We start from the raw sequence: 22782 nt of genomic DNA, 5'->3' as shown, positions 1-22782 counted from the left end.
AAGGGTTCGCTGGAAGGGCGGGCGGAATCGTTGCGTCCCGATACAACACGGGCACCGCCTTGTCACGCGATGCCCGCAGTCGTTGCGGCCGCGACCCGGCCGTCATGAGGCGGGAGCCTCAGCCCTTGGCGGCTGCGGCAACCTCGGCGGCGAAGTCGCTTTCTTCCTTCTCGACGCCCTCGCCCAGCGCGAAGCGTTCGAACGCGGTGACCTTGGCCGGCGCGCCGATGTCCTTTTCGGCTTCCTTGAGCGCCTGCTCGACGGTCAGGTCCGGGTTGATCACGAAGGACTGCTTGAGAAGGCAGACCTCCTCGTAGAACTTGCGCAGCCGGCCCTCGACCATCTTCTCGATGATGTTCTCGGGCTTGCCGGAGGCCTTGGCCTGCTCGGAGAAGATCGCGCGCTCGCGCTCGATGGCGGCCGGGTCGAGATCGTCGACATCGATCGCCATCGGGTTGGTCGCGGCGACATGCATGGCGATCTGCCGGCCGATCGCGCCGGCCGCATCGGCATCGCCCTCGGTCTCGACGGCCACGAGCACGCCGAGCTTGCCCAGATCGGTCTTGACCGCGTTGTGCATGTAGGTGGCGACCGTGCCCGAGCCGACGGAGACTTTGGCCGAACGGCGCAGGCTCATGTTCTCGCCGATCGTGGCGACGGCATCCTTGATCGCCTGTTCGACGGTCTTGTCGGCGCCCGGATAGGGGGCAGCTGCGACCGCTTCGACCGAACCGTCGGTGTCGAGCGCGACCCTGGCGATGTCGGCGACCAGCGCCTGGAAGGCGTCGTTGCGGGCGACGAAGTCGGTCTCGGAATTGACTTCGACCACGACGGCGCTCGCGCCGGCCGAGGCAACACCGATCAGCCCTTCGGCGGCGGTCCGGCCGGACTTCTTCTCGGCCTTGGCGATGCCCTTCGTGCGCAGCCAGTCGACGGCCGCGTCGAGGTCGCCGCCGGTTTCCTCGAGCGCCTTCTTGCAGTCCATCATGCCTGCGCCGGTCAGTTCGCGCAGCTGTTTCACCAATGCGGCGGATATGCTCATTGTCGTGCCTCTCATCGCGCCAACCACGCCGTGGCGCGGTCGGCCTGAACTCGAATTATGCTTTTGAACCGGGCTCTTGCCCGGTTCGTGTGACGGGGTCATGAACGGCCGGACCGATGGTCCGGCACGCGTTCACGCCTGGGCGGGCTGATCCTCGGCGGGAGCTTCGGCCTTCGTTTCGGCCGGCGCCTCGGCGGCGGCGGGCTCGGCGCTTTCGAGGATCGCCGTCTCGGCGGGTGCCTCGGCCTGCGCGCCCACGTCGACGCCCGAGGCGCCCTGCTGGCGCTCGATGCCGTCGATGGCGGCGCGTGCGATCAGGTCGCAATAGAGCGAGATCGCGCGCGCGGCATCGTCATTGCCCGGGATCGGGAAGTCGACGACGTCCGGATCGCAGTTGGAATCGATGACCGCGACGACCGGAATGCCCAGCCGGTGGGCTTCCTGGATGGCGATCGCTTCCTTGTTGGTGTCGATGACGAACATCAGGTCGGGCAGGCCGCCCATGTCCTTGATGCCGCCGAGCGCGCGGTCGAGTTTTTCGCGTTCGCGCTCGAGGTTCAGACGCTCCTTCTTGGTGAAGCCCTGCGCATCCCCTTCGAGCAGTTCCTCAAGGCTGCGCAGCCGCGAAATGGAGTGCGAGATCGTCTTCCAGTTGGTCAGCATGCCGCCGAGCCAGCGGGCATTGACGAAATACTGGGCCGAGCGCTTGGCCGCGTCGGCGATGATCTCGGATGCCTGGCGCTTGGTGCCGACGAACAGCACGCGACCGCCGCCGGCGACGGTGTCCGACACCTTCTTGAGCGCCTGCTCGAGCAGCGGCACGGTCTGCGACAGATCGATGATGTGGATGCTGTTGCGGTCGCCGAAGATGTACGGCGCCATTTTCGGGTTCCAGCGGTGCGTCTGGTGGCCGAAATGAACGCCAGCCTCGAGAAGCTGGCGCATGGAATAGTCTGGCATTGCCATGCGGTTTTTCCTTTCCGGTTTGGCCTCCACGGCGCGTCAGCGGTTTCCCGCCACCGGTGGCCCGTCCGGATGTCTCCCGAAGCAAGCCGTGCGCCGTGTGTGGAATGGACGGGCGCTTATCGCAAAGCGCCCGTCATTGCAACTGCCGAACAGATGGAGGGTTCAGTCGCACTCTTCAAGTTCGAACAGTTCCAGTTCCTCCATCGTCCCGGTCAGGCTGAAGTCGCCATAGTCCATCTCCAGCGAGCGGGTGATGCCGTTGTCGTGCATCTTGAAGGCGATGCGGTAGTCGGGAAGCCCCTCGCCTTCGCCCTGGGCCAGCTCGTCGAAATAGGCGACCGAGACGTTGCGGAACGGGCTGTCCGCGATCGGATCGAGCGCGTCCCGGTCCTCCGCTTCCTCGGTCTTTTCCGGCCCGATGATCACCGTCGTGGTCATCACCTTGTCGGCGTCGTCCGAGCCGTCATAGATCTTCTTCTCGTAGAAGCGCTCGCCGGCGTCGGCCCTTTCGATGAGGTCGATCATGTGCGCGGTCGGAAATGCGGCCGGGTCGAGTTCGAACGCGGCGTCCTCGGGTTCGGTGAGCGTGACCAGCGTGGCATCATCGGTCCGTTCCGCCGTGCCCTCTATGGTGCGGTCGGGTTCCTGGTCGACGAAGGTGCGCGTGACGAACCGGAACAGCGAGCCGTCGCCTTCCTCGAACGTGGTGGTCTGCTGGTCGGTGACGCGCGCGCCGGCGCGCGAGGCGATCTGCGTGACGAAACGGAAGTTCGTCGTGTAGCCGGCGCAGGCGGAGCCGCGAAACTCGTAGACGATGCGGCCGCGCATGTCGTTGATGCCGCTCCGGTCGCTGGCCTCGTCGAGCGCGACGGCGTAGACGGCGCGGTGCGGCACCAGTTGCACGCCCGCCGCCAGCGCAGGCGACATCGATGCGGCCAGCGCGCAGACGGCAACGGCCAGCGTGCCGGCCTCTCGATAATCAGTCATCGGGACTCACTTTCCTTTTTGCCGCCACTATAGGAAACCTATTGGCGGAAGCGAGGCAAGAGGGCCAAGCGCCGCGTCATTGGGGACAGGAAGAAACAGATATGAGCCAGACGATCGAAGAAAGCCTTGCGGCCATGGGCATCACCATTCCGGAAGCCACGGCGCCGGCGGCCAACTATCTGCCGTACACGCGCAGCGGCAATCTGCTGTTCACCTCCGGGCAGTTGCCCTTCCGCGACGGCGCGCTGACGGCGACCGGCATCGTGGGCGCCGACGTCTCGCTCGAACAGGGCCAGGAAGCGGCCCGCTGGTGCGCGGTCAACATCCTGTCGCAGGCCCGTGCGGCGCTCGGCGATCTGGATGCGATTCGGCGCATCGTGAAGATCTCCGTGTTCGTCGCCTCGGCGCCCGATTTCACCAGCCAGCATCTGGTGGCAAACGGAGCGTCCGATTTTCTGGTCGAAGTGCTCGGCGATGATGGCCGCCACGCCCGCTCGGCGATCGGCATGGCCTGCCTGCCGCTGAACGCGCCGGTCGAGATCGAGGCGATCATCGAGAGCTGATGGCCGATACCGGTTTCCTGACCGTGCGGCCGATCGCCCATCGCGGCCGGCATGACGGCAACAACGCACGCTGGGAGAACACCGCCTCGGCGTTCGATGCGGCGATCGCGCGCGATTTCTCGATCGAGCTCGACGTCCAGCTCTCGGCCGACGGCGTCGCGATGGTCTTCCACGACGACACGCTCGACCGGCTGACGGACCGGGAAGGGCCGGTGGTGGCGTGGACGGCGGCGGCGCTCGGCGCCCTGCCCGTGGGCGGCACGGCGGACACGATCCCGACGCTGGCCGAAACGCTCGCGCGGATCGGCGGCCGCGTTCCGGTGGTCATCGAGATGAAGGACAATGGCGCGCGCAATGGCGAACTGGCGCGCGCCGTCGCCGACGATCTGGCCGACTATGGCGGGCCTTGCGCGGTCATGTCGTTCAAACACGATCTGATCGCGGCGTTCGCCGCGACGGGCTCGCCCGTGCCGGTCGGCCTGACCGCCATGGGGACCGGCGAGGCCGCCCTCGCCTCCCACGAAAGCGCGTTCGATCTCGGCATCGCGTTCGTGTCCTATCATGTCGCGGCGTTGCCGAACCGCTTCGTCGAACAGGTCCGGGCGCGTGCCATGCCGGTGATCACATGGACGGTGCGCACGCCCGAGGAGGTGGCGCTGACCCGCGCCCATGCCGACCAGATGACGTTCGAGGGGTTCGATCCGGACGCGCCATGAAAAGCGTGCCCGGCGACTTGCGGCGCCGTTGCGCTGCAATAGATGGTTAGCATGGCCGCATCGACCGCATCCGAAGCTTCACCAGCCACCTACTCGGTGCGCGTGCACGAGCGCGTGGCCGACGTGCCGGCCGAGGTGTGGGCCGGGTTCACCGGGGCGAGCCGCGCGAGCGGCACCGATTACAACCCCTTCATCAGCCACGCCTTTCTCAGCGCGCTCGAGGAGGCGGGGTGCGCGGTGGCGCAGACCGGCTGGCACGGCCAGCACCTCGTTCTGGAAGACGCCGAAGGCAACGCGCTCGCCGCTGTGCCCGCCTTCCTGAAGGGCCACAGCCAGGGCGAGTATGTGTTCGACCATGCCTGGGCGGACGCCTGGGAGCGCGCCGGCGGGCGCTATTATCCCAAACTGCAGTGCTCGGTGCCGTTCACGCCCGCCACCGGCCCGCGTCTGCTCGTCGGCCCGAACGTCAATGCCGAGGCGGCGCGCGCGGCACTCGCCGGCGCGATCGCGCAACTGACCGAGCGTCTGGGGCTGTCATCGGCTCATGTCACCTTTGCTCAGCAACAGGACATGGACGCGCTCGTCGGCGCCGGTTTCCTGCATCGCACCGACCAGCAGTTCCACTTCACCAATGAAGGCTATGGCTCCTATGGCGAGTTCCTGGAGACGCTGTCGTCGCGCAAGCGCAAGAACCTGAAGAAGGAGCGCGCCACGGCGGTCGAAAACGACATCGAGATCATGTGGCTGACCAGCTCGGACATCACCGAGGATGCGCTCGACGCCTTCTACGGCTTTTATACCGACACGGGCAGCCGCAAATGGGGCCGGCCCTATCTGAACCGGCGGTTCTTCTCGCTCGTCACCGAGCGGATGGCCGAGGACATTCTGCTCGTGATGGCGGTGCGCGGCGGACGCTACATCGCCGGCGCGATCAACTTCATCGGCGGCGACACCATCTTCGGCCGGCACTGGGGGTGCGTCGAGCACCACAAGTTCCTGCATTTCGAGGTTTGCTATCACCAGGCCATCGATTTCGCGATCGACCGCAAGCTCAGGATCGTGGAGGCCGGCGCACAGGGCGAGCACAAGCTGGCACGCGGCTATCTGCCGGTGACGACGCACTCGGCCCATTTCATTCCGCACGAAGGGTTCCGGCGCGCGATCGCGGACTATCTGCATCATGAGCGCGCCGACGTCGCCCGGTTCGGCGAAATTCTGTCGGACGCGGCCCCGTTCAAGAAAAGCGGTTGAAGCGCCCGCGCCGCGCCGCTAGCAGACGGCGACCGACACCCGGGAGAACGCCATGGCCGACTATGATCCGGACAACATCTTCGCCAAGATCCTGCGCGGCGACCTGCCGAGCCACAAGGTCTACGAGGACGACGACACGCTGGTGATCATGGATGCGATGCCGCAGGCGCCCGGCCATGCGCTGGTGCTGCCCAAGGCGCCGGCCCGCAACCTGCTCGACGCCGAGCCGATGACCGTCGGCGCTTTGATCGCGGTCGTCCAGCGCATCGCGCGCGCCTCGAAGACCGCCTTTGCGGCCGACGGGATCACGGTCATGCAGTTCAACGAGGCGGCTGGCGGTCAGTCCGTCTTCCATCTGCACTTCCATGTCATCCCCCGCCATGACGGCCAGGCGCTGAGGCCGCATTCGGGCCAGATGGAAGACAATGACGTGCTGGCGGCCAACGCCCGGAAGTTGAAGCAGGCCCTGGCCGACCTCTGACAGGCCCAGGCCTCGCACAGTTGAATGTGTGCGTACAATTGTGCATAATTCCGACGTGAAGATCGCCGGGATCGATTGGGACGAGGCCAACTGGCCGAAATGCGGCAAGCACGGCGTCGGCCAGGACGAGATCGAGCACGCGTTGCGGCACATGACTTTTCGCATTGCCGACCCCGATCCGTCCGAGCGCCGGTTCAGAACTGCATGCAGACTGCCGTCGGGCCGCGTCGTCTTCGTCGTGTTCACCCACCGTGACCGTGCCGGGAAGACCTTTCTGCGCCCGATAAGCGCGCGGTTCATGCACAGCAAGGAGATCAGGCATTATGAGCAAATCGAAAAAGCCATGGCCGACCCTTCCGACCGATGAGGAGGCGGAGAGGTTCGTCGAACAGGCCGATCTGACGGAGTATGACTGGAGCGCGGCCGAACCGGTTCATTACGAGTTCGAAGACAAGTCGGCCCGTGTCACCATGCGGCTGCCGGAGAGCCAGCTTGAGCGGATCAAGGCCGAAGCGGCCAAGCGCGGGGTCAAATACCAGCGGTTCATGCGCGAACTCATGGAACGGGGCATGCGGACGCTCTGAAGCGACAGCCGCGCCACGACTTATCACCGCCTTCCCTTGAGGAGACAAGAAAAGGCCCGCCGGTCATGGCGGGCCTTTGTCGTCTGCAGGTTCTGTCGCGGCCTACTTGCGCGGCACGCGCGGTACGGCGGAACGGGCCTTGGCGCGGCTGTCCTCGCCGCCCTCCGGACCCGCTTCGGGCTTGGCCGCACCGTCATCGCCCGACTTGGTCTCGCCATCGCCCTTGCCGGCCGTCTTCGAGCCGGATTTGGCGGTGGCCTTGGCCTTGCCGCGCGTCTTGCGCTTTGCGGGCGTCTCGCGCTTGGGCTTGACGGGCACCTCGTCGGCGATCGCCTCCAGATGCAGCTTGTCCTCGCCCAGCTCGTCCTTGTCGACGGTGACCTTGACCGTGCCGCCCTTCTTGAGCTTGCCGAACAGCACCTCGTCGGCCAGCGGCTTCTTGATCTGTTCCTGGATGACGCGGCCCAGCGGACGCGCGCCCATGCGCTCGTCATAGCCCTTGTCGGCCAGCCAGGCGACGGCCGCCTTGTCCAGATCGAAGGTCACGCCACGCTCGGAAAGCTGCGCCTCGAGCTGCATGACGAACTTCTGGACGACCTTGTGGATCACCGGCACCGGCAGCGGGCCGAACGGAATGATCGAATCGAGCCGGTTGCGGAACTCGGGCGTGAACAGGCGGTTGATCGCCTCCATGTCGTCGCCCTCGCGCCGCGATGAGCCGAAGCCGATCGCCGGCTTGGCCATGTCGGCGGCGCCCGCATTGGTCGTCATGATCAGGATGACGTTGCGGAAGTCGATCTGCTTGCCGTTGTGGTCGGTCAGCTTGCCGTGATCCATCACCTGCAACAGGATGTTGAACAGGTCCGGATGTGCCTTTTCGATCTCGTCGAGCAGCAGCACGCAGTGCGGATGCTGGTCGACACCGTCGGTCAGAAGACCGCCCTGATCGAAGCCGACATAGCCCGGAGGCGCGCCGATCAGCCGCGAGACCGTGTGGCGCTCCATGTACTCGCTCATGTCGAAGCGCAGCAGTTCGACGCCCATCGACGTTGCGAGCTGGCGCGCGACCTCGGTCTTGCCGACGCCGGTCGGTCCCGAGAACAGGTAGGAGCCGATCGGCTTTTCGGGTTCGCGAAGGCCCGCGCGGGCCAGCTTGATCGATGAGGCGAGCGCCTCGATCGCCAGATCCTGGCCGTAGACGACGCGCTTGAGTTCCTTCTCGAGGTTGGCGAGCACCTTCTCGTCGTCCTTGGAGACCGACTTGGGCGGAATGCGCGCCATGGTCGCGATCGTCTCTTCGATGTCGCGCACGTTGATGGTTTTCTTGCGCTTGTTTTCGGGCACGAGCATCTGCCGCGCGCCGGTCTCGTCGACCACGTCGATCGCCTTGTCGGGCAGCTTGCGGTCGTTGATGTAGCGGGCCGAGAGCTCGACCGCCGACTTGATCGCGTCCTCGGTGAACTTGACCTTGTGGAAGTCCTCGAAATAGGGCTTCAGGCCCTTCATGATCGCAACCGCATCATCGAGCGTCGGCTCGGCCACGTCGATCTTCTGGAACCGGCGGACGAGCGCACGGTCCTTTTCGAAGAACTGGCGGAACTCCTTGTAGGTGGTCGAACCGATACAGCGGATGGTGCCGTTCGACAGCGCCGGCTTGAGCAGGTTCGAGGCATCCATCGCCCCGCCAGAGGTCGCACCGGCGCCGATCACGGTGTGGATCTCGTCGATGAACAGAACCGCGCCGTCGAACTCCTCGAGTTCCTTGACGACCTGCTTGAGCCGTTCCTCGAAATCGCCGCGGTAGCGGGTGCCCGCGATCAGCGCGCCCATGTCGAGCGAGAAGATGGTCGAGTCGGCCAGCACCTCGGGCACGTCGCCATCGACGATGCGCTTGGCCAGCCCCTCGGCGATGGCCGTCTTGCCGACGCCGGGATCGCCCACATAGAGCGGGTTGTTCTTGGAGCGCCGGCACAGCACCTGGATCGTCCGGTTGATCTCGTCGGTGCGGCCGATCAGCGGGTCGATCTTGCCGCTCTTGGCCTTGGCGTTCAGATCGATGCAGTAGGCGCCGAGCGCGCTCTCCTGCTTCTTTGCGCCCTCTTCGGCCTCGCCGGCCGGACCGGCCTCGCCCTCTTCCTCGGCGCCGGACGGCGTGCGGGTGACCGAAGCACCCGGGCGCTTGGCGATGCCGTGCGCGATGTAGTTGACCGCATCGTAGCGGGTCATGTTCTGCTCTTGCAGGAAGTAGGCGGCGTGGCTCTCGCGCTCGGCGAAGATGGCGACGAGCACGTTGGCGCCGGTCACTTCCTCGCGGCCCGAGGACTGCACGTGGATGACGGCGCGCTGGATGACGCGCTGGAAGCCGGCGGTCGGCTTGGCGTCCTCGTCATAGCCCGTCACTAGGTTGGCGAGGTCATTGTCGACATAGTGCGCCAGCGTCCGGCGCAGCGCATCGAGATCGACGTTGCACGCATCGAGCACGGCGCGCGCGTCCTTGTCGTCGATCAGCGCGAGCAGCAAATGCTCGAGCGTGGCGTATTCGTGGTCGCGTTCATTGGCGTAGGTCAGTGCCTGGTGCAATGCGCGTTCGAGGGTCTGGGTGAAGGCGGGCATCTATTTCTTCTCCATCACGCATTGCAGGGGATGCTGGTTCTGGCGGGCGAAATCCATCACCTGGGTCACCTTGGTCTCGGCGACCTCATAGGTAAAGACGCCGCACTCGCCGACCCCGTGATTATGCACGTGCAGCATGATCCGCGTGGCCTGATCGCGGTCCTTCTGGAAGAACCGCTCGAGCACGTGCACGACGAATTCCATCGGCGTGTAGTCGTCGTTGAGGAGCAGGACCCTGTAGAGGCTGGGCTTCTTGGTCTTGGGTTCGGTTCGGGTGATGACCGAGGTCCCGCGGCCGGCCCCACCCTTCTCGTCGTCGCCCGCCGCCCGCAGCGGCCAACTCATCGCGGCTGCGGCGCGGCCATCGGTTTGCTTCGTTTCCGGCAAGCTGTGCATGATCTCCGGCTTGGATTGTCTGCGGGGGGTGATCGGCGGCTCCGATTCTCAGGTTCGATCCCTCGCCTAATCTAGGTCATGTTCGGACCATTTTAAGACCCTCGGTCAAACGCGCAAGACGGCCTTTTCGAAGCGGGGCGTCGCGTGCGCGTGACGATGCCCTCGAACGCAAAATACCCGCGCGCCGGACGGCACGCGGGTATCGAAGAGGCGGCCGAAGCCGCCGGACGCGAAGGCGCGCTTACTTGGAAGCGGGAACCATCGTTTCGAAGGGCTTGTACACTTCCTTGGCGAGGTCGGTGTACAGTTCGCCCATCTTGGTGGCCTGTGCAACCATCGACTCGTAGGCGCCCTTGGCATACTCGGTCTGCACTTCCATCGCCTTTTCCAGCGACTTCGAAGCGGCCAGCTTTTCGAAAGCGGCGGCGCCGGCTTCGTAGGACTGCTTGGAATAGTCGGTGGCTTCGGTCGCGATGGTCTGCATGCCCTTGGTCATGGCCGCATAGCTCTTCAGAGCGCTGTCCATCATTTCCTTGTTGGATTTGCTCATGTCTTCGAATGCTTTCATCATAATGTCACCTGTCGGTTTGGCATTTGGTATCGGATCATCGGGAGGCGACGTCCTCGACACCCTGTATAGTGTGCACTGCACAAAATTGCAAGGGCGGATTTTGCAACGCACAAAAACAATTCGATGAAAACTGGCCTCGACCGGGCAAGGCTTCGGTTACCATAAACCGATTGGTAACGCCGGCACCCTAGCCTGCGGGCAATGGGCGGCCAGACGCCGCCCCGTGTGCGTCCCGTGTAACGAGAGTGCCCGCCCCGTGTTTCAGTCCGTCCCAAGCGCCCGCCGCGCCGCGCCCGCAGCCCGGCTCGCCTTTTCCGCCCTCCTCGCCCTTTTCGCCCTGGTGCTGGTCGCGCCCGTCCAGCAGGCCCAGGCGAACCCAAAATATGCCGGCATCGTGATCGATGCGAACACCGGCAAGACGCTCTACGAATACCGGGCCGACAACACCCGGTATCCGGCCTCGCTGACCAAGATGATGACGGTCTACATGATGTTCGAGGCGATGGAGCAGGGCAAATTGCGGCCCAACACGCCGATCCGCGTCTCCAGCCACGCGGCCTCGATGGTGCCCTCCAAGCTCGGTATCCGGGTCGGCGGCACGATCACCGCCGAAGCGGCGATCAAGGCACTGATTACCAAGTCGGCCAATGACGTCGCCGCGGCCGTGGCCGAACATCTGGGCGGCACCGAAAGCAATTTCGCGCAGATGATGACGCGAAGGGCGCGCCAGCTCGGGATGAGCTCGACAACGTTCCGCAACGCGTCCGGCCTTCCCAATTCGGGACAGGTGACCACCGCGCGCGACATGGCCAGGCTCGGCATCGCGCTGCAGGAGCACTTCCCGCGTCAGTTCGAACTGTTCACGACGCGCTCGTTCACGTATGCCGGCGTGACGCACCGCAACCACAATCGCCTGCTCGGCCGCATCAAGGGCGTCGACGGGATCAAGACCGGCTACATCCGCGCTTCCGGCTTCAACCTCGTCACCTCGGTGAACACGGGCGGCCGCTCGATCGTCGCGGTCGTCATGGGCGGACGCACCGGCGCCTCGCGCAACGCGCAGATGGAAAAGCTGATCGGTGAATATCTGCACAAGGCCTCGCGCCGCGACCGGGGACCACTGGTGGCGCGCAACGGCCGGGCGAGCTTTGCGATCAAGGGGGCCTCGATCGCCTCGATCCCGCTCGATCGCCTGCCGGTTCCGTCGGTGACGCGTCCGGTCGGCTCCAGCGGCGGCGCGCCGGTCGTCGCCTATGCGCCCGAGCCGAAACCCGCCGCGCCGGTCGATCCGATCACCACCGCCTCGGCGCCGGACCGCTCCGGCTGGGTTATCCAGATCGCCGCCCTTGAAACCGAGGGCCAGGCCGTCGCCTTCCTGCGCAACGCCCAGAACCGTGCGGCCGGCGTGCTCGGCAACCGCGAGCCCTATGTCGAGCAATTCGTCAAAGGCGGGGTCACGTATCACCGCGCCCGCTTTGCCGGCTTTGCCTCCAAGTCGCAGGCCTGGGGCGCCTGCTCGGCGCTGGAGAGCTACAACTATTCGTGCCTGGCCTACCAGAACTAGGCCGGGCGCCCTGCCCGGCCCAAGCGTCCCGTTTCAAGTTTTCGCGTATCAGGACCGCTCGTCATGAAGCCGCAACAGAAAGTCCTTCGCTTCGTTAATCCGTTGCGCAAGAAAGGAACTGCCGCCGAGATCGGGGTGGACGCGCTGCATCAGGCCACGATGGGCCTTGCGAATGTCCGCAACGGACGCGCCCGGCTCAAGACCAAGGATCTGGTAGGCCTCCTGCTCTGTCATGGCGCCAGACTCGGGCGTGCGTCGCTGCCGCGCACCGTCGTCCGGCTCCGCGTCGTCGCGCCAGCCGGGCATGCGGCGGTCAAGATACGCCTCAAGTAGCTGGGCGCTCTCGGCGTCATCGTCGACCTCGCGCGCCAGATCCATCAGTTCGGCATCGCTCATCTCGCCAAGACGGCGCCCCTCGAACGTGCCGCCGAGCACCATGCCGTCCATCTCGCCGGTGTCGTGATCCAGCATCATCTCGAGCATCGCGCTGCGCACGGTCGAATGCTGGCCAGGGGTCGACCGCACCGACGCGCCGCGCCGGGCTCGCGTGAACAGCGCATAGGCGAAGAACAGAAGCGGCGCCCCGATCCCGATCCGGCCGGTGAAGGTCAGCGCCGCACCGAGAAGACCGAGCGCGCCCGGGCCGACATAGCGCAGCGCGGTCGCCACCTGCGCCGGGGGCGTGACCACGAAATACCAGACCGCGAGCGCGGCGAAACCGAGCGTTCCGACCAGTGCGATCAGCGCGGTCATCGGCCCGAACCGCCTCCCTTGAGCTGGGTGAGAAGCTTGCGGTCCGAACCGGTGCCGCGCGCCTCGAGCGCTTTCAGGCCGCCTGTGGCATAGACCGCGATCGACTTGAGCAGATCAGCCAGCACCTGCGGCGCCGACGGATCGAAGCGGAACCAGCCGCCGCGCGTCAGCCGCGCGATCTCGCGGAACATCCGCTCGGCGCCCGGCTCATGCCCTTCCTGGAAGACAAAAGCCGGCACCCCGCGCACGCCGAGCTGTCCGGCAGCATGACCCAGCGCATCGGGATCCTCCTCCATCGCGTCGCCGATATAGACCAGCGCGGAGATGGGCGACTTGTTGTGCTCCTTGAGCGCGTGCTTGAGCACCTTTTCGATCTGTGTGCGGCCGGCGCGACAATCGATCCGGGTCATCATGGCTGCCAGCTCCGGGCCGTTGCGAGCCCAGCGCGAGGACCGGCACTCGCCGAAGCCGCGGAAATAGACAAGCTGCATGGTCAACGCGGTTTCCCGGGCGACGTTCTGAAACATCTCGGCCTGGATCTGGGACGCCATGTCCCAGGTCGGCTGCCGGCTCATCGTTGCATCGAGCGCCAGCACGATGCGCCCGCCTCCGCCGGCGCCGGGCTTGATGGTTCTGGCCGCGTCCAAGAACGCGGCGATGTCGCCGGACGAGGAGGCACGCTTGTCCGGCGACCGTTGCGCATCGGTTCTGACCGGTGTCTTGCTCATGGAAGCAAAATGGCGTTTCGGCCAGCCATTGCAAGATGGCAATGACGCCGCAGGGCGCCCGCGCATCGATGCGGCGAGACAGTCCGGCTACAGAAGACCCAGATCGGCCAGTTCGGCACGCATCGAAGGCGGCATCTCGGCAAGTCCCGCCGCGCCGTCGCCGAGATCGGCCGGCGCGTCCTCGGGCTTGAGATAGCGCCAGCCCTGGAACGGGCGACGCGGCTGCGGCACGGTGAGGATAAGTTCGGGATCGAGCACCAGATCGCAGCGCGAAATGCCCTCATCATCGACGAACGGCCGGATGTCGATCACCCGCTGGCGGCTCTGCACGCGGCCCTTGGTCACCCAGTAGAGCGAGCCCTGACCGATGATCTCGTCGGCGCGCTTCGGAATCATGCGGGTGGTGTGGATCGATTCCTCGGCCAGTCCGAGACGGCGCTTTTCGGCCATGCGCGCCGCGATCCAGGCGCGATGATCGTCGACGCTTTCGGCACCGACGCACAATTTGAGAAGATGCAAAGCCATGTTTTGAAGATGGATCATCGTGCGCGGCGATCAACGTCCCGGGCCGATCGATCCACAGCTTGCACCGGTCGCAGGCCGTTTCAGCACTCGGGCAGGTTGACGGCCAGCCCGCCCAGCGAGGTCTCCTTGTAGCGGCTGTCCATGTCCGCGCCGGTCTGGCGCATGGTCTCGATGCACGCGTCGAGCGGCACGATGTGCGTGCCGTCGCCCTTCAGCGCCAGCGACGCGGCCGTCACCGCCTTGACCGCGGCGATGCCGTTGCGCTCGATGCACGGGACCTGCACGAGCCCGCCGACGGGATCGCAGGTCATGCCAAGATGGTGTTCAAGGGCGATCTCGGCCGCGTTCTCGATCTGCTGCGGCGTGCCGCCCATCACCGCCGCAAGGCCGGCCGCCGCCATCGCCGCCGCGCTGCCGACCTCGCCCTGACAGCCGACCTCGGCGCCGGAGATCGACGCATTGTGCTTGATGATGCCGCCAACAGCCGCCGAGGTCAGGAGGAACGTGCGCACATCCTCGCGCGAGGCGCCCTCGTGGAACTGCATCATGTACTTGATCACCGCCGGCACGGTGCCGGCCGCGCCGTTGGTCGGCGCGGTGACGACACGGCCGCCGGCCGCATTCTCCTCGTTGACCGCCATCGCGTAGACGGTCAGCCAGTCATTGCCGACGAGCGGATCGAACCGGTTCGATTTCGCCTTTTCGCGCAGATGATCGGCGAGGCGGGCCGCGCGACGGCGCACTTTCAATCCGCCCGGCAGTTCGCCATGCGCCGACATGCCGCGCGCGATGCAGCCGTCCATCGCATCCCAGACCGCGTCGAGCTTCGCATCGAGATGGCCCTGGGGGTCTCGGGCGATCTCGTTGGCCCGCTTCATCTCGGCGATCGACCGGCCGGACTGTTCCGCCATCGCGACCATTTCGGCGGCACTTGCGAACGGGTAAGGCACGTGGTCGTCCTCGGCCTTTTCGCCGTAGACCGTGGTCTGGTCGATCTCTTCCTCGCCGACGATGAAGCCGCCGCCGACCGAATAGTAGCCGCGCCGCAACAGCAGCCTTCCGTCGCCGTCATAGGCGTAGAAGGCGAGGCCGTTGGCGTGACCGGGCATCGGGTTCTCGCGGTCGAAGCGAAGGTCCTCGTCGGGATCGAAGCCATAGGCCGGATGGCCCGGCGGCGTGACTCGCCCGCTCTTGCGGACGCTTTCGACGATCGCTTCCATCGCGTCCGGATCGACCGCGTCGGGTCGCTCGCCGGCAAGGCCCAGGATCACCGCCCGGTCGGTGGCATGGCCGACGCCGGTGAAGGCGAGCGAGCCGTGTAGCGACCCGCCAAGCCGTTCGACACGGGCGCCGGCGGGACGCGGCCAGGCACCGGACTTCAATTCGTCGAGAAACCGCGCGGCGGCGCTCATCGGCCCCATCGTGTGCGATGAGGAAGGACCGATGCCGATCTTGTAGAGGTCGAAGACCGAGAGGAACATGCGCGTGCCGCCCTGGTGAAGATGCATCATTGTCGGCGGCCAAGGCCGGCCGGGCGCGGTCCGCACCGACATGCGATGGCGCGCCGGCGACACCGTACCCTTCATCGGCACCGATGCAAAAGGGCCGCCCCGTGGCGGCCCTTCGAGAATCCCGTCTTTGGCATGAGGCGGTTCAGGAAACCGCGCTGACCTCGGTGACGGCCATGTCCTGGCTGGTCTTGCCACCCGCCACGTACACGGCGAGCGCGACGATGAGAAATCCGGCCAGAGCCCAAAGTGTCAGGTTCCAGCCCGGCTTCGCAGTCTGTCGATCCATGATTGCTCCTGTTGTCCGCCTCGGGGCGGGGTCCATCGGCTATGGTGGCGCGGCCTATAGGCAGATCGTTTCGACCCCGCAAGGGGGAAAAAGGGCCAAATTGCGGCAGTAGTTCCGGAGGGCCGGTGGACGGAAGGAACTTTCTCCTTTTTGATCAAACGCTTGAGACGAACCGTAAACGTTCATCAATCGGCAATATTTCGGGCGAAAAACAGGCCGTGATCAGCGCGGCGCACAAGACCGGTTCGCGGTGCAGCAACGGCAGCGCAGCATGCGGCGCCAAAGCGACCCTCACGCATCCCCGATCGCGGCAAGAAAACGCTCCGAATCTTCGCGCACGGCGCGCCGTTTTTCGTCGCCCATGCGATCGAGCGTGCCGAACATCATGCCCATGCGCTGGTTGCCCGACAGCCGTTCGCGATTGTCGATCAGAAAGTTCCAGTACAGATAGTTGAAGGGACACGCCTTCGGACCGTTCTTTTTGGTCACCGCGTAACGGCAGTTGCCGCAATAGTCGGACATGCGGTTGATGTAGGCGCCAGAGGACGCATAGGGCTTCGAGGCGAACAGCCCCCCATCGGCATAGAGCGCCATGCCGACCACGTTCGGCATTTCCACCCACTCATAGGCGTCGTGGTAGACGATCAGGAACCATTCCTGGACCTGCTTCGGGTCGAGCCCGGCCAGAAGCGCGAAGTTGCCGATCACCATCAGCCGCTGGATGTGATGAGCGTAGGCGTTCTGCCGGGTTTCCGTGATCGCCTGGCGCAGGCAGTTCATGTGGGTTTCGCCGGTCCAGAACCAGTCCGGCAGGTCGCGACGGGCGTCGAGCGCGTTCTCGTCGGCATAGGCGGGCATGTGCAGCCAGTAGACGCCGCGGATGAACTCGCGCCAGCCGATGATCTGGCGGATGAAGCCTTCGGCCGCGTTGAGCGGCACGCGCCCCTCGCGCCAGGCGGCCTCGGCCCTGTCGCAGCACTCGCGCGGATCGAGCAGGCCGATATTGATCAGCGCCGACAGGTGCGAATGGAACATCAGCGCCTCGCCCTGCACCATCGCATCCTGGAACGTGCCGAAGTCGGCGAGCGCATGGTCGACGAACCAGTTCAGATAGTGCGTGGCCTGCCGGCGGGTGACCGGATAGGCGAACGGTTCGAGATCGCCGAAATGGTCGTCGAACCGGCTCGCAACGAGATCGAGCACGGCGCGCGTGGTCTCGTCCACGGACCAGTCGGGCCGATCGGGGAACGACAGTCCTTCCTTGGGGGGCGCGCGGTTTTCGGCGTCGTAGTTCCATTGACCGCCAGCCGGTTCGCCATCGTCCATCAGGTAGCCGGTCCGGGTACGCATCCGGCGATAGAAGAACTCCATGCGCAGGCTCTTGCGGTCCTCGGCCCAGCGGGCGAACTCGGCGTGGGTCGCAATGAAGCGGTCGTCGGGCCTGATCTCCACGGGTATGTCGAACCGATCCTTCCATGCCTCCTGCATCGACAGCACGCGCCATTCGGCCGCTTCCGTGACGATGATGCGCTCGGGGGTATGCCGTGCGACGGCCGCTTCGAGCGCGTCGGTGAACGAAGTGATGGAAACGTCATCCTCGTCGAGGCGACGATAGTCGACCTCGAAACCGTCGCCGGCGAGGTCGGCAGCGAAATGGCGCATGGCCGAAAGGACGAAGGCGATCTTCTTGACATGGTGGCGCACATAGGTCGCCTCGTCCGAGAGTTCGGCCATGACGATCACGTCCCGGCCGGGTTCGGCGTCCTTCAGGCTGGAGAGATTGCGCGAAAGCTGGTCGCCCAGCACCAGGCGCAGCGTCTTCGCCACGGGTTCAGCCCTTGGTGCGCAGGGTGGACCGGCCGCCATCGACGCCGATGACCTGGCCGGTGATCCAGCTGCCGGAGTCGGTCAGGAGCACCCGCGCCAGCGCGGCCATATCGTCGGGCGCACCGATGCGCGGGATCGCGTGCATGCCCGATATCGCCTTCTTCATCTGGTCGGAGGCGAGCATCGGACCGGCGAGCGGCGTCTCGGTGAGGCTCGGCGCGATGGCGTTGACGCGGACCTTCGGCGCCAGTTCGGCCCCGAGCGCCCGGACGAGCCCCTCGACCGCGCCCTTGGCCATGGCGACGGAGGCGTGGGCGGCGAAGCCCTGCTGAACGGCGACCGTCGAAAAGAGCAGCACCGAGCCGCCCTGCCCGGCCTTGAGCGCATCGAGCGAGGCCTTGATGGCGAGCGCCGCGCCGGCGGCGTTGACGCGGAAATCGGTCAGGAAATCATCATGGGTCAGCTTGCCGATCGGCTTGAGGTTGATCGTGCCGACCGCGTAGACGAGACCGGCCAGATCGTCGCCCGCTTCGGCCGCCGCGTGCGCGATCTGGTCCGCGTCGGTGATGTCCGCGACGGTGTGGCTTGCGCCCAGTTCGCCGGCGGCCCGCGCCAGTTCGTCCGCGTTGCGGCCGACCAGATGCAGCGCATGGCCGTCCTGCGTGAGACTTCTCGCCACCGCATTGCCGATTCCGCCATTGCCACCATAGATCAGATATTTCGCCACTGGCTGTTCCGCCTCCTTTGCGCTGCGATGGAGTGCTCGACATTGCGCGCGATCGGTGAACGTCAAGCCGCGTGGCGACGATAGGTCCGTCGCCTGCCCGGCCAGCGCGGCGTTGCGCGCCTTGCGCTTCGGTGGCAGGGGGGTGGGCAGAATCCGGTAAGGACGCCCACCATGCCGCTCGATATCAACGATCTGATCATGATCGCCGTTGCGGTGGTCATCTACGTGGCGGTGACGTATGCGCGCGATCGCCGGTTCCCGGACCTGAAGTTCCTGGCGATCTTCGCGGTCACCGCGCTCATCGCCCTGGCGCTCGTGCGGCTGATCGTCTGAAAAGCACGCATGAAAAAGGCCGGCGCGACGGCCGGCCTCGATCAGATCTTCATGCCGGATGGGCCTACTCGGCCTTGTCGGCTTCGGCTTCCGCCGGCGCGTCGTCGGCCTTCTTCTTCTTGGCCGGGGCCTTCTTCTTGGGCGCAGCCTTCTTCTTGGCCTCTTTCTTGGCCGGCACGATGTCGTCTTCCTCGTCCTCGGCCATCAGCTCTTCCTTGCTGACGGTCTCGTCGGTGACATTGGCGACGGCGAGCAGATGGTCGACGGTCTTCTCCTCGAAGATCGGCGCGCGCAGGTTCGCGACCGCATCGGGCGTCTTCTGGAAGAATTCGTAGACCTGCCGCTCCTGGCCGGGATATTGCTGCACGTGCCGCATGACCGCCTGCTGCAGTTCGGTTTCGGTCACCTCGACGCCGGCCTCTTCGCCGATGTGCGAAAGCACCAGCCCGAGCCGCACGCGGCGTTCGGCGAGCTTGCGATATTCCTCGCGCGCTTCCTCCTCGGTGGTCTCCTCATCCTCGAAGGTGCGGCCGGCCTGCTCGAGCTCGGCGGTGATCTGCGCCCAGATGTTGTTGAACTCGGTTTCGACCAGCTTTTCGGGGCTGTCGATCTGGTACATCTCGTCGAGCGCATCGAGAAGCTGGCGCTTGACCTTCTGACGGGTCATGCCGGCGTACTGGCCCTCGATCTGCTCGCGCACGACCGACCGCAGCCGCTCGGCGTTTTCAAGGCCGAGCTTCTGGGCAAGATCGTCGTCGATCTCAACCGGTGCAGCTTTTTCGACGAGCGTGACCTTGACGTCGAAGACCGCTTCCTTGCCGGCCAGATGCGCGGCCTGATAATCTTCGGGGAAGGTTACGGTGACCTGCGTTTCGTCGCCGGCCTTGGCGCCGACGAGCTGTTCCTCGAAGCCGGGAATGAAGGTGCCGGAACCGAGCACGAGCTGTGCGCCCTCGTCGGCACCGCCCTCGAAAGGCTCGCCGTCGAGCTTGCCGACATAGTCGATCGTCACGCGATCGCCGTCGGCGGCCTTGCCCTTCTTCTCGGAATACTCGGCTGCCGACTGGGCCACGCGCTTGACCTGCTCTTCGACTTCCTCGTCGGAGATCTCGACCACCGGCCGGGTGATCGCAATCGACGAGAAGTCCTTGGATTCGATCGGCGGGATGACCTCGTACTTGAGCGAGAACTCGAAATCGCTCTCGCCGGTCAGCACCTTTTCGGCCTCGCCCTCGTCCTCGGTCATGTCGACCTCGGGCTGGGTGGCCGACTTCTCTTCACGCTCGGCGAGGATCGAGCGCGGGGTCTCGGACAGGATCTCGTTGACGATCTCGGCCATGAACGACTTGCCGTACATCTTGCGCAGATGGCTGACGGGCACCTTGCCGGGGCGGAAGCCGTTCAGGCGCACCTTGCCCTTGGCGTCGTGCAGCCGGTCGGTCAGCTTTGCCTGGAGATCGGACTTGGGCACAACGACCTTGATCTCGCGCTTGAGCCCTTCATTGACGGTTTCGGTGACCTGCATGTTTGAACCTTCGATTTGCCGGCGCGTCGGCCTGTCCTCGTGTGGGGCGCCGGTGGTGTTGGACCTGCTGGGTGGCGAATTGGTGCGGATAGAGGGAGTCGAACCCCCACGCCTTGCGGCACCGGAACCTAAATCCGGCGCGTCTACCAGTTCCGCCATATCCGCGACGCAACACGCCGGGGCATGTCGCCAGTGGCGGCCCCTATAGCATCATGGTCCGGCGCATCAAATGAAAAACGCCGGCTCGCCGGATGTAGGAGCGGTCGCGGCCGAACGCTAGTAGAGCGGCTCGGTGATGATGGTTTCGCCGGCCTGCCGCAGTGCCTTGATCTGCGCGGTTCCATCGGGCGCAACGGCCACCACGATCTCGGTCAGTGCGCCCTCGCGCATGCGGCGTTCGAGTTCGGGGGCGCGGTGCTCGTTGGTGTAGAACCGGCCGATGCCGAAATCGAGGAACAGCCACGTCATGTCGTGTGCGACGCGGGTCGCGCGGGCACGGATGAAGAGGCCCTCGTCGGGTTCCGCCAGCGAGACCGCGACAGGCTCATGGTAACCGTCCGGCCCCTGTCGAAGCGTGACGTAGACGGTGGCGTCGTCGATGGTCTCGCCCTCGCCGATTTCGGCGCGCAGAGGGTCGAGCAACGGGCCACCGATCCGCTGAGACGGATAGCCGAGCACGACATAACGGCCACGCAGCAGATCGCGCGGGTCGATCGGCTCGCTTTGAAGCACAATCTCGGTGCCCTCGCGCAGGATCACGGCGCGCGACTCGATCATCCAGGCGATCAGCCCGCAAAGGACGAGGGTCGCGGCAATCGCGGCCGGCAACAGGAAGGGCTTGGCCGGGGTCGCTTGCGCCATCACCGTTCACTCCCCGCCGCGCGCCGCCTGAAGCGCTGCTCGGATGCATAGATCACCGCGGCAAGCACGGTCAGCATCAGCCCGATCGCAAAGAAGAAGCCCGCCGTGCCCAGAAGCGTCGCGACGGTGGCTGCATAAAGGAACAGGATCTCGCCGACGAACAGCGCATAGGCCAGGTACCGGATCGGGCGCGAGGCGGCGCCATGCGCGAACAGCGCGAACAGCGCGACCGCCAGCGCAAGCGGGCCCACGACGATCAGCGGCAGCAGCGTCTCGCTTTCGGCATGCAGCACCGCGAGCGCGCCCACGCCGAGCGCGAACCCGATGGCCGGAGCAAGGCGCTGCGCCCCTGCCCTTTCTTCGGTCGTGCCGCGCGACAGCCGCAGGATGATCACGCCGGCGACCAGAACAAGCAGCCACAATGCGATCCGCGTGCCTTCGGGCAGCCCCTGATAGAACTCGACGGCGGCCTCGATCATGTCGATGATCCACGGCACGACGGTGGCGATCAGGAACGGCAGCATGCTGACGAGCACCGCTGCAACGGCGACGATGCGCATTCGCCGCATGCCCGTTAGGTGCGCAAAGACGAAGCAGGCGGCGCAGACCGCGACCACGATGGCGAACTGGCGATCGAGCAGGTTGGCCGCGTTTGGCGTTTCGACGTACCACCAAGCCAAAGCGCCAAGCGCACCGGCGAGCAGGACATTGCCACGCACGAGCACGCCGGCAATGCCGAGACCGAGGGCAAAGCCCGCCATGGCTTCGCCGATCGTGCCGGGCAGATGATACATCTGGCCGACAAGGGCGACGCCCCCGACATAGGCCGCACCGGCGAGGAGGTAGAACGCCTCTTCCAACCGCGGCCCGATACGTCCACCGCGGCTGCGCACGAGCGCTCCGCCGACGAGCCCGGCGCCGATCAGCATCATGACGCCGGCCGCCTTGACCAGGCGCGGGATCGCCTCCCAGTTCGCCGAGATGAACATCAGGATCGCCGCGGCAAACGAGACCGCCGCGAAAAGGGCGACGATCCGGAAGAAGGAGAAGCGCCGTGCGGCGGAATTGGGAGCGTTTTTCACGCCCTTGCGAACGTCTTCGACAAGCGCGGCCGCGACGGCGTCGTCGATGACGCCACGATTTCGCCAATCTCGGATCTGGTGCTCCAGCCAGCTTGCCACGTGCCGCGGAATTCCCTCTTCAAGAACAGTATCTTAGGTTTTCGCTGGCCGGCGGCGCCGGTTAAGGATCATGGCCGGATTGTGCAATGCAAAAGCGCATATGTGCCATGCACAAATGTCGCTTATCAGCGCCCTGCCCCAAGCCTATATCGGCGTCGTGAAACAACGACAAGCCGGATAAAACCGCGAGTCAACCGAAAGGAAGAACAATGAACATCGCTCGCTCATTCACCGAATGGCGGAAAGCCCGCCGTACCTACAACGAACTGAGCCGCCTGACCACGCGCGAACTGGACGATCTGGGCATTGCCCGCGGCGATATCGCCGAGATCGCACGCCGCTCGGTCCGCGGCTGACGCTGCAACCGTTTCGCCCGCCGGTCTTTCCTCCTCCCGGACCGGTCGGGCCATGAAGGTGCACGGCACCTCCTCCCTTGCCGCACCTTCATTCGAAGAACACCCGCCGGTCCTCCCCCGGCGGGTGTTTTTCGTTTCAGCCCCGGTTTCGAGATCATGCCGCACTGCAATATCCTCATGGCTGCCATACCCAAATGGCGCTTCTCAGATGGCGTGGAGGTGCCCATTTAGGGGTCGAACGAAGACAACCATCCGGAACAGGAAAGGACAGAACGATGATCAAATTCGCTCACTCGCTCAAGCAATGGCGTTCGGTCCGGAACACCGAACACCAGCTCCGCCGTCTCTCCGAGCGCGAGCTGGAAGATATCGGTTTCGCCCCCGGCGACATTCCGGGCGTGGCCCGCTCCGCCGCGCTGCGCTGATCGCGCGACG

Annotated in this window: 26 protein-coding genes and 1 tRNA gene; 10 read left to right on the top strand and 17 right to left on the bottom strand. The window is 65.5% G+C overall.

All coding sequences use genetic code 11. From position 1 onward, the window contains the following. Nucleotides 1-118: 118 nt before the first annotated feature. From tsf to E0E05_RS08705, 3 genes are all read right to left on the bottom strand, one after another. Nucleotides 119-1042: a translation elongation factor Ts gene (tsf, locus tag E0E05_RS08715; protein ID WP_131616352.1), complete on the bottom strand. Its 924-nt coding sequence runs from the start codon at nt 1040-1042 to the stop codon at nt 119-121. A gap of 132 nt (nt 1043-1174) precedes the next feature. Next, on the bottom strand, nt 1175-2008 hold the full coding sequence (gene rpsB / locus E0E05_RS08710) for a 30S ribosomal protein S2 (protein WP_131616351.1): 834 nt from the start codon (nt 2006-2008) through the stop codon (nt 1175-1177). A 162-nt stretch (nt 2009-2170) separates the two neighbouring features. Beyond that, nucleotides 2171-2995 (bottom strand): cell envelope integrity EipB family protein, encoded by an 825-nt coding sequence (locus E0E05_RS08705; protein WP_131616350.1) that lies wholly within the window; start codon nt 2993-2995, stop codon nt 2171-2173. A 101-nt stretch (nt 2996-3096) separates the two neighbouring features. Between E0E05_RS08705 and E0E05_RS08700 the strand changes: the two genes are divergently transcribed. Genes E0E05_RS08700 through E0E05_RS08675 form a run of 6 tightly spaced genes read left to right on the top strand, consistent with a single transcriptional unit; the run spans nt 3097 to nt 6590 of the window. Then, nucleotides 3097-3558, top strand: a complete 462-nt coding sequence (locus tag E0E05_RS08700) for a RidA family protein (protein WP_131616349.1) — start codon at nt 3097-3099, stop codon at nt 3556-3558. Beyond that, entirely contained in the window at nt 3558-4274 is a 717-nt protein-coding gene (locus E0E05_RS08695) for a glycerophosphodiester phosphodiesterase family protein (protein WP_131616348.1), read from the top strand. The genes E0E05_RS08700 and E0E05_RS08695 overlap by 1 nt, the downstream gene beginning before the upstream one ends. A gap of 51 nt (nt 4275-4325) precedes the next feature. Continuing rightward, nucleotides 4326-5525, top strand: coding sequence for a GNAT family N-acetyltransferase (locus tag E0E05_RS08690; RefSeq protein WP_131616347.1), 1200 nt, complete (start codon nt 4326-4328; stop codon nt 5523-5525). A 52-nt stretch (nt 5526-5577) separates the two neighbouring features. Beyond that, nucleotides 5578-6006, top strand: a complete 429-nt coding sequence (locus tag E0E05_RS08685) for an HIT family protein (protein ID WP_131616346.1) — start codon at nt 5578-5580, stop codon at nt 6004-6006. Nucleotides 6007-6061: 55 nt separating this feature from the next. Next, on the top strand, nt 6062-6373 hold the full coding sequence (locus E0E05_RS08680; RefSeq protein WP_131616345.1) for a BrnT family toxin: 312 nt from the start codon (nt 6062-6064) through the stop codon (nt 6371-6373). Beyond that, complete coding sequence (locus E0E05_RS08675) at nt 6330-6590, top strand: CopG family antitoxin (protein ID WP_131616344.1); 261 nt, start codon at nt 6330-6332, stop codon at nt 6588-6590. Before E0E05_RS08680 ends, E0E05_RS08675 begins: the two co-directional genes overlap by 44 nt. 102 nt (nt 6591-6692) lie before the next feature. Here the strand turns inward: E0E05_RS08675 and clpA are convergent, their stop codons facing one another. The 3 genes from clpA to E0E05_RS08660 form a co-directional block, all read right to left on the bottom strand. Continuing rightward, nucleotides 6693-9203 carry an ATP-dependent Clp protease ATP-binding subunit ClpA gene (gene clpA / locus E0E05_RS08670; RefSeq protein ID WP_131616343.1) on the bottom strand — a complete coding sequence of 837 codons (2511 nt, stop codon included), beginning with the start codon at nt 9201-9203 and terminating at the stop codon, nt 6693-6695. Continuing rightward, nucleotides 9204-9548 (bottom strand): ATP-dependent Clp protease adapter ClpS, encoded by a 345-nt coding sequence (clpS, locus tag E0E05_RS08665; RefSeq protein WP_131616342.1) that lies wholly within the window; start codon nt 9546-9548, stop codon nt 9204-9206. It abuts the gene before it with no gap. A 292-nt stretch (nt 9549-9840) separates the two neighbouring features. Continuing rightward, complete coding sequence (locus E0E05_RS08660) at nt 9841-10170, bottom strand: phasin family protein (protein ID WP_039730707.1); 330 nt, start codon at nt 10168-10170, stop codon at nt 9841-9843. Nucleotides 10171-10426: 256 nt separating this feature from the next. Between E0E05_RS08660 and E0E05_RS08655 the strand changes: the two genes are divergently transcribed. Then, nucleotides 10427-11734: a D-alanyl-D-alanine carboxypeptidase gene (locus E0E05_RS08655; protein ID WP_210215777.1), complete on the top strand. Its 1308-nt coding sequence runs from the start codon at nt 10427-10429 to the stop codon at nt 11732-11734. 48 nt (nt 11735-11782) lie between these two features. Here E0E05_RS08655 and E0E05_RS08650 read toward each other — a convergent pair whose 3' ends face one another. From E0E05_RS08650 to E0E05_RS08625, 7 genes are all read right to left on the bottom strand, one after another. After that, entirely contained in the window at nt 11783-12487 is a 705-nt protein-coding gene (locus E0E05_RS08650) for a DnaJ domain-containing protein (RefSeq protein WP_131616341.1), read from the bottom strand. Continuing rightward, nucleotides 12484-13215 carry a VWA domain-containing protein gene (locus tag E0E05_RS08645; RefSeq protein WP_131616340.1) on the bottom strand — a complete coding sequence of 244 codons (732 nt, stop codon included), beginning with the start codon at nt 13213-13215 and terminating at the stop codon, nt 12484-12486. The genes E0E05_RS08650 and E0E05_RS08645 overlap by 4 nt, the downstream gene beginning before the upstream one ends. Before the next feature lie 87 nt (nt 13216-13302). Next, nucleotides 13303-13740 (bottom strand): DUF1489 family protein, encoded by a 438-nt coding sequence (locus tag E0E05_RS08640; RefSeq protein WP_131617963.1) that lies wholly within the window; start codon nt 13738-13740, stop codon nt 13303-13305. A gap of 80 nt (nt 13741-13820) precedes the next feature. Further along, a complete protein-coding gene (locus tag E0E05_RS08635) occupies nt 13821-15221 on the bottom strand; it encodes an L-serine ammonia-lyase (protein ID WP_131617962.1) in 1401 nt (466 codons plus the stop codon). 172 nt (nt 15222-15393) lie between these two features. Continuing rightward, complete coding sequence (locus tag E0E05_RS17340; RefSeq protein ID WP_158629313.1) at nt 15394-15537, bottom strand: hypothetical protein; 144 nt, start codon at nt 15535-15537, stop codon at nt 15394-15396. Between the two features lie 291 nt (nt 15538-15828). Further along, nucleotides 15829-17364 (bottom strand): cryptochrome/photolyase family protein, encoded by a 1536-nt coding sequence (locus tag E0E05_RS08630; protein ID WP_244598018.1) that lies wholly within the window; start codon nt 17362-17364, stop codon nt 15829-15831. A 4-nt stretch (nt 17365-17368) separates the two neighbouring features. Beyond that, entirely contained in the window at nt 17369-18091 is a 723-nt protein-coding gene (locus tag E0E05_RS08625) for an SDR family NAD(P)-dependent oxidoreductase (protein WP_131616338.1), read from the bottom strand. 171 nt (nt 18092-18262) lie between these two features. On the opposite strand from E0E05_RS08625, the gene E0E05_RS17335 reads away from it, so the two are divergent. Beyond that, nucleotides 18263-18424, top strand: coding sequence for a hypothetical protein (locus E0E05_RS17335; RefSeq protein ID WP_158629312.1), 162 nt, complete (start codon nt 18263-18265; stop codon nt 18422-18424). A gap of 64 nt (nt 18425-18488) precedes the next feature. On the opposite strand, the gene tig is transcribed toward E0E05_RS17335, so the two are convergent. From tig to E0E05_RS08605, 4 genes are all read right to left on the bottom strand, one after another. Further along, complete coding sequence (gene tig / locus E0E05_RS08620) at nt 18489-19949, bottom strand: trigger factor (protein ID WP_131616337.1); 1461 nt, start codon at nt 19947-19949, stop codon at nt 18489-18491. Nucleotides 19950-20029: 80 nt separating this feature from the next. Next, nucleotides 20030-20114 (bottom strand) — tRNA-Leu (locus tag E0E05_RS08615). 111 nt (nt 20115-20225) lie between these two features. Beyond that, entirely contained in the window at nt 20226-20810 is a 585-nt protein-coding gene (locus tag E0E05_RS08610; RefSeq protein WP_131616336.1) for a GDYXXLXY domain-containing protein, read from the bottom strand. Then, nucleotides 20810-21991, bottom strand: coding sequence for a DUF2157 domain-containing protein (locus E0E05_RS08605; RefSeq protein WP_131616335.1), 1182 nt, complete (start codon nt 21989-21991; stop codon nt 20810-20812). The genes E0E05_RS08610 and E0E05_RS08605 overlap by 1 nt, the downstream gene beginning before the upstream one ends. Before the next feature lie 209 nt (nt 21992-22200). Here E0E05_RS08605 and E0E05_RS08600 point away from each other — a divergent pair, with 209 nt between their 5' ends. Both E0E05_RS08600 and E0E05_RS08595 read left to right on the top strand, forming a co-directional pair. Beyond that, nucleotides 22201-22347 (top strand): DUF1127 domain-containing protein, encoded by a 147-nt coding sequence (locus tag E0E05_RS08600; protein ID WP_072041397.1) that lies wholly within the window; start codon nt 22201-22203, stop codon nt 22345-22347. Between the two features lie 275 nt (nt 22348-22622). Then, on the top strand, nt 22623-22772 hold the full coding sequence (locus E0E05_RS08595; protein WP_131616334.1) for a DUF1127 domain-containing protein: 150 nt from the start codon (nt 22623-22625) through the stop codon (nt 22770-22772). Nucleotides 22773-22782 lie beyond the last annotated feature (10 nt).

The organism is Roseitalea porphyridii (assembly GCF_004331955.1).
GTDB lineage: Bacteria > Pseudomonadota > Alphaproteobacteria > Rhizobiales > Rhizobiaceae > Roseitalea > Roseitalea porphyridii.
This window is presented reverse-complemented; position numbering and strand designations above follow the sequence as displayed.

What these genes read in the sequence shown, in the direction of transcription:
- tsf (WP_131616352.1), bottom strand. Translation starts at nt 1,042, where the DNA reads ATGAGCATATCCGCCGCATTGGTGAAACAGCTGCGCGAACTGACCGGC.
- rpsB (WP_131616351.1), bottom strand. Translation starts at nt 2,008, where the DNA reads ATGGCAATGCCAGACTATTCCATGCGCCAGCTTCTCGAGGCTGGCGTT.
- E0E05_RS08705 (WP_131616350.1), bottom strand. Translation starts at nt 2,995, where the DNA reads ATGACTGATTATCGAGAGGCCGGCACGCTGGCCGTTGCCGTCTGCGCG.
- E0E05_RS08700 (WP_131616349.1), top strand. Translation starts at nt 3,097, where the DNA reads ATGAGCCAGACGATCGAAGAAAGCCTTGCGGCCATGGGCATCACCATT.
- E0E05_RS08695 (WP_131616348.1), top strand. Translation starts at nt 3,558, where the DNA reads ATGGCCGATACCGGTTTCCTGACCGTGCGGCCGATCGCCCATCGCGGC.
- E0E05_RS08690 (WP_131616347.1), top strand. Translation starts at nt 4,326, where the DNA reads ATGGCCGCATCGACCGCATCCGAAGCTTCACCAGCCACCTACTCGGTG.
- E0E05_RS08685 (WP_131616346.1), top strand. Translation starts at nt 5,578, where the DNA reads ATGGCCGACTATGATCCGGACAACATCTTCGCCAAGATCCTGCGCGGC.
- E0E05_RS08675 (WP_131616344.1), top strand. Translation starts at nt 6,330, where the DNA reads ATGAGCAAATCGAAAAAGCCATGGCCGACCCTTCCGACCGATGAGGAG.
- clpA (WP_131616343.1), bottom strand. Translation starts at nt 9,203, where the DNA reads ATGCCCGCCTTCACCCAGACCCTCGAACGCGCATTGCACCAGGCACTG.
- clpS (WP_131616342.1), bottom strand. Translation starts at nt 9,548, where the DNA reads ATGAGTTGGCCGCTGCGGGCGGCGGGCGACGACGAGAAGGGTGGGGCC.
- E0E05_RS08660 (WP_039730707.1), bottom strand. Translation starts at nt 10,170, where the DNA reads ATGATGAAAGCATTCGAAGACATGAGCAAATCCAACAAGGAAATGATG.
- E0E05_RS08650 (WP_131616341.1), bottom strand. Translation starts at nt 12,487, where the DNA reads ATGACCGCGCTGATCGCACTGGTCGGAACGCTCGGTTTCGCCGCGCTC.
- E0E05_RS08645 (WP_131616340.1), bottom strand. Translation starts at nt 13,215, where the DNA reads ATGAGCAAGACACCGGTCAGAACCGATGCGCAACGGTCGCCGGACAAG.
- E0E05_RS08640 (WP_131617963.1), bottom strand. Translation starts at nt 13,740, where the DNA reads ATGGCTTTGCATCTTCTCAAATTGTGCGTCGGTGCCGAAAGCGTCGAC.
- E0E05_RS08635 (WP_131617962.1), bottom strand. Translation starts at nt 15,221, where the DNA reads ATGTTCCTCTCGGTCTTCGACCTCTACAAGATCGGCATCGGTCCTTCC.
- E0E05_RS17340 (WP_158629313.1), bottom strand. Translation starts at nt 15,537, where the DNA reads ATGGATCGACAGACTGCGAAGCCGGGCTGGAACCTGACACTTTGGGCT.
- E0E05_RS17335 (WP_158629312.1), top strand. Translation starts at nt 18,263, where the DNA reads ATGCCGCTCGATATCAACGATCTGATCATGATCGCCGTTGCGGTGGTC.
- tig (WP_131616337.1), bottom strand. Translation starts at nt 19,949, where the DNA reads ATGCAGGTCACCGAAACCGTCAATGAAGGGCTCAAGCGCGAGATCAAG.
- E0E05_RS08610 (WP_131616336.1), bottom strand. Translation starts at nt 20,810, where the DNA reads ATGGCGCAAGCGACCCCGGCCAAGCCCTTCCTGTTGCCGGCCGCGATT.
- E0E05_RS08600 (WP_072041397.1), top strand. Translation starts at nt 22,201, where the DNA reads ATGAACATCGCTCGCTCATTCACCGAATGGCGGAAAGCCCGCCGTACC.
- E0E05_RS08595 (WP_131616334.1), top strand. Translation starts at nt 22,623, where the DNA reads ATGATCAAATTCGCTCACTCGCTCAAGCAATGGCGTTCGGTCCGGAAC.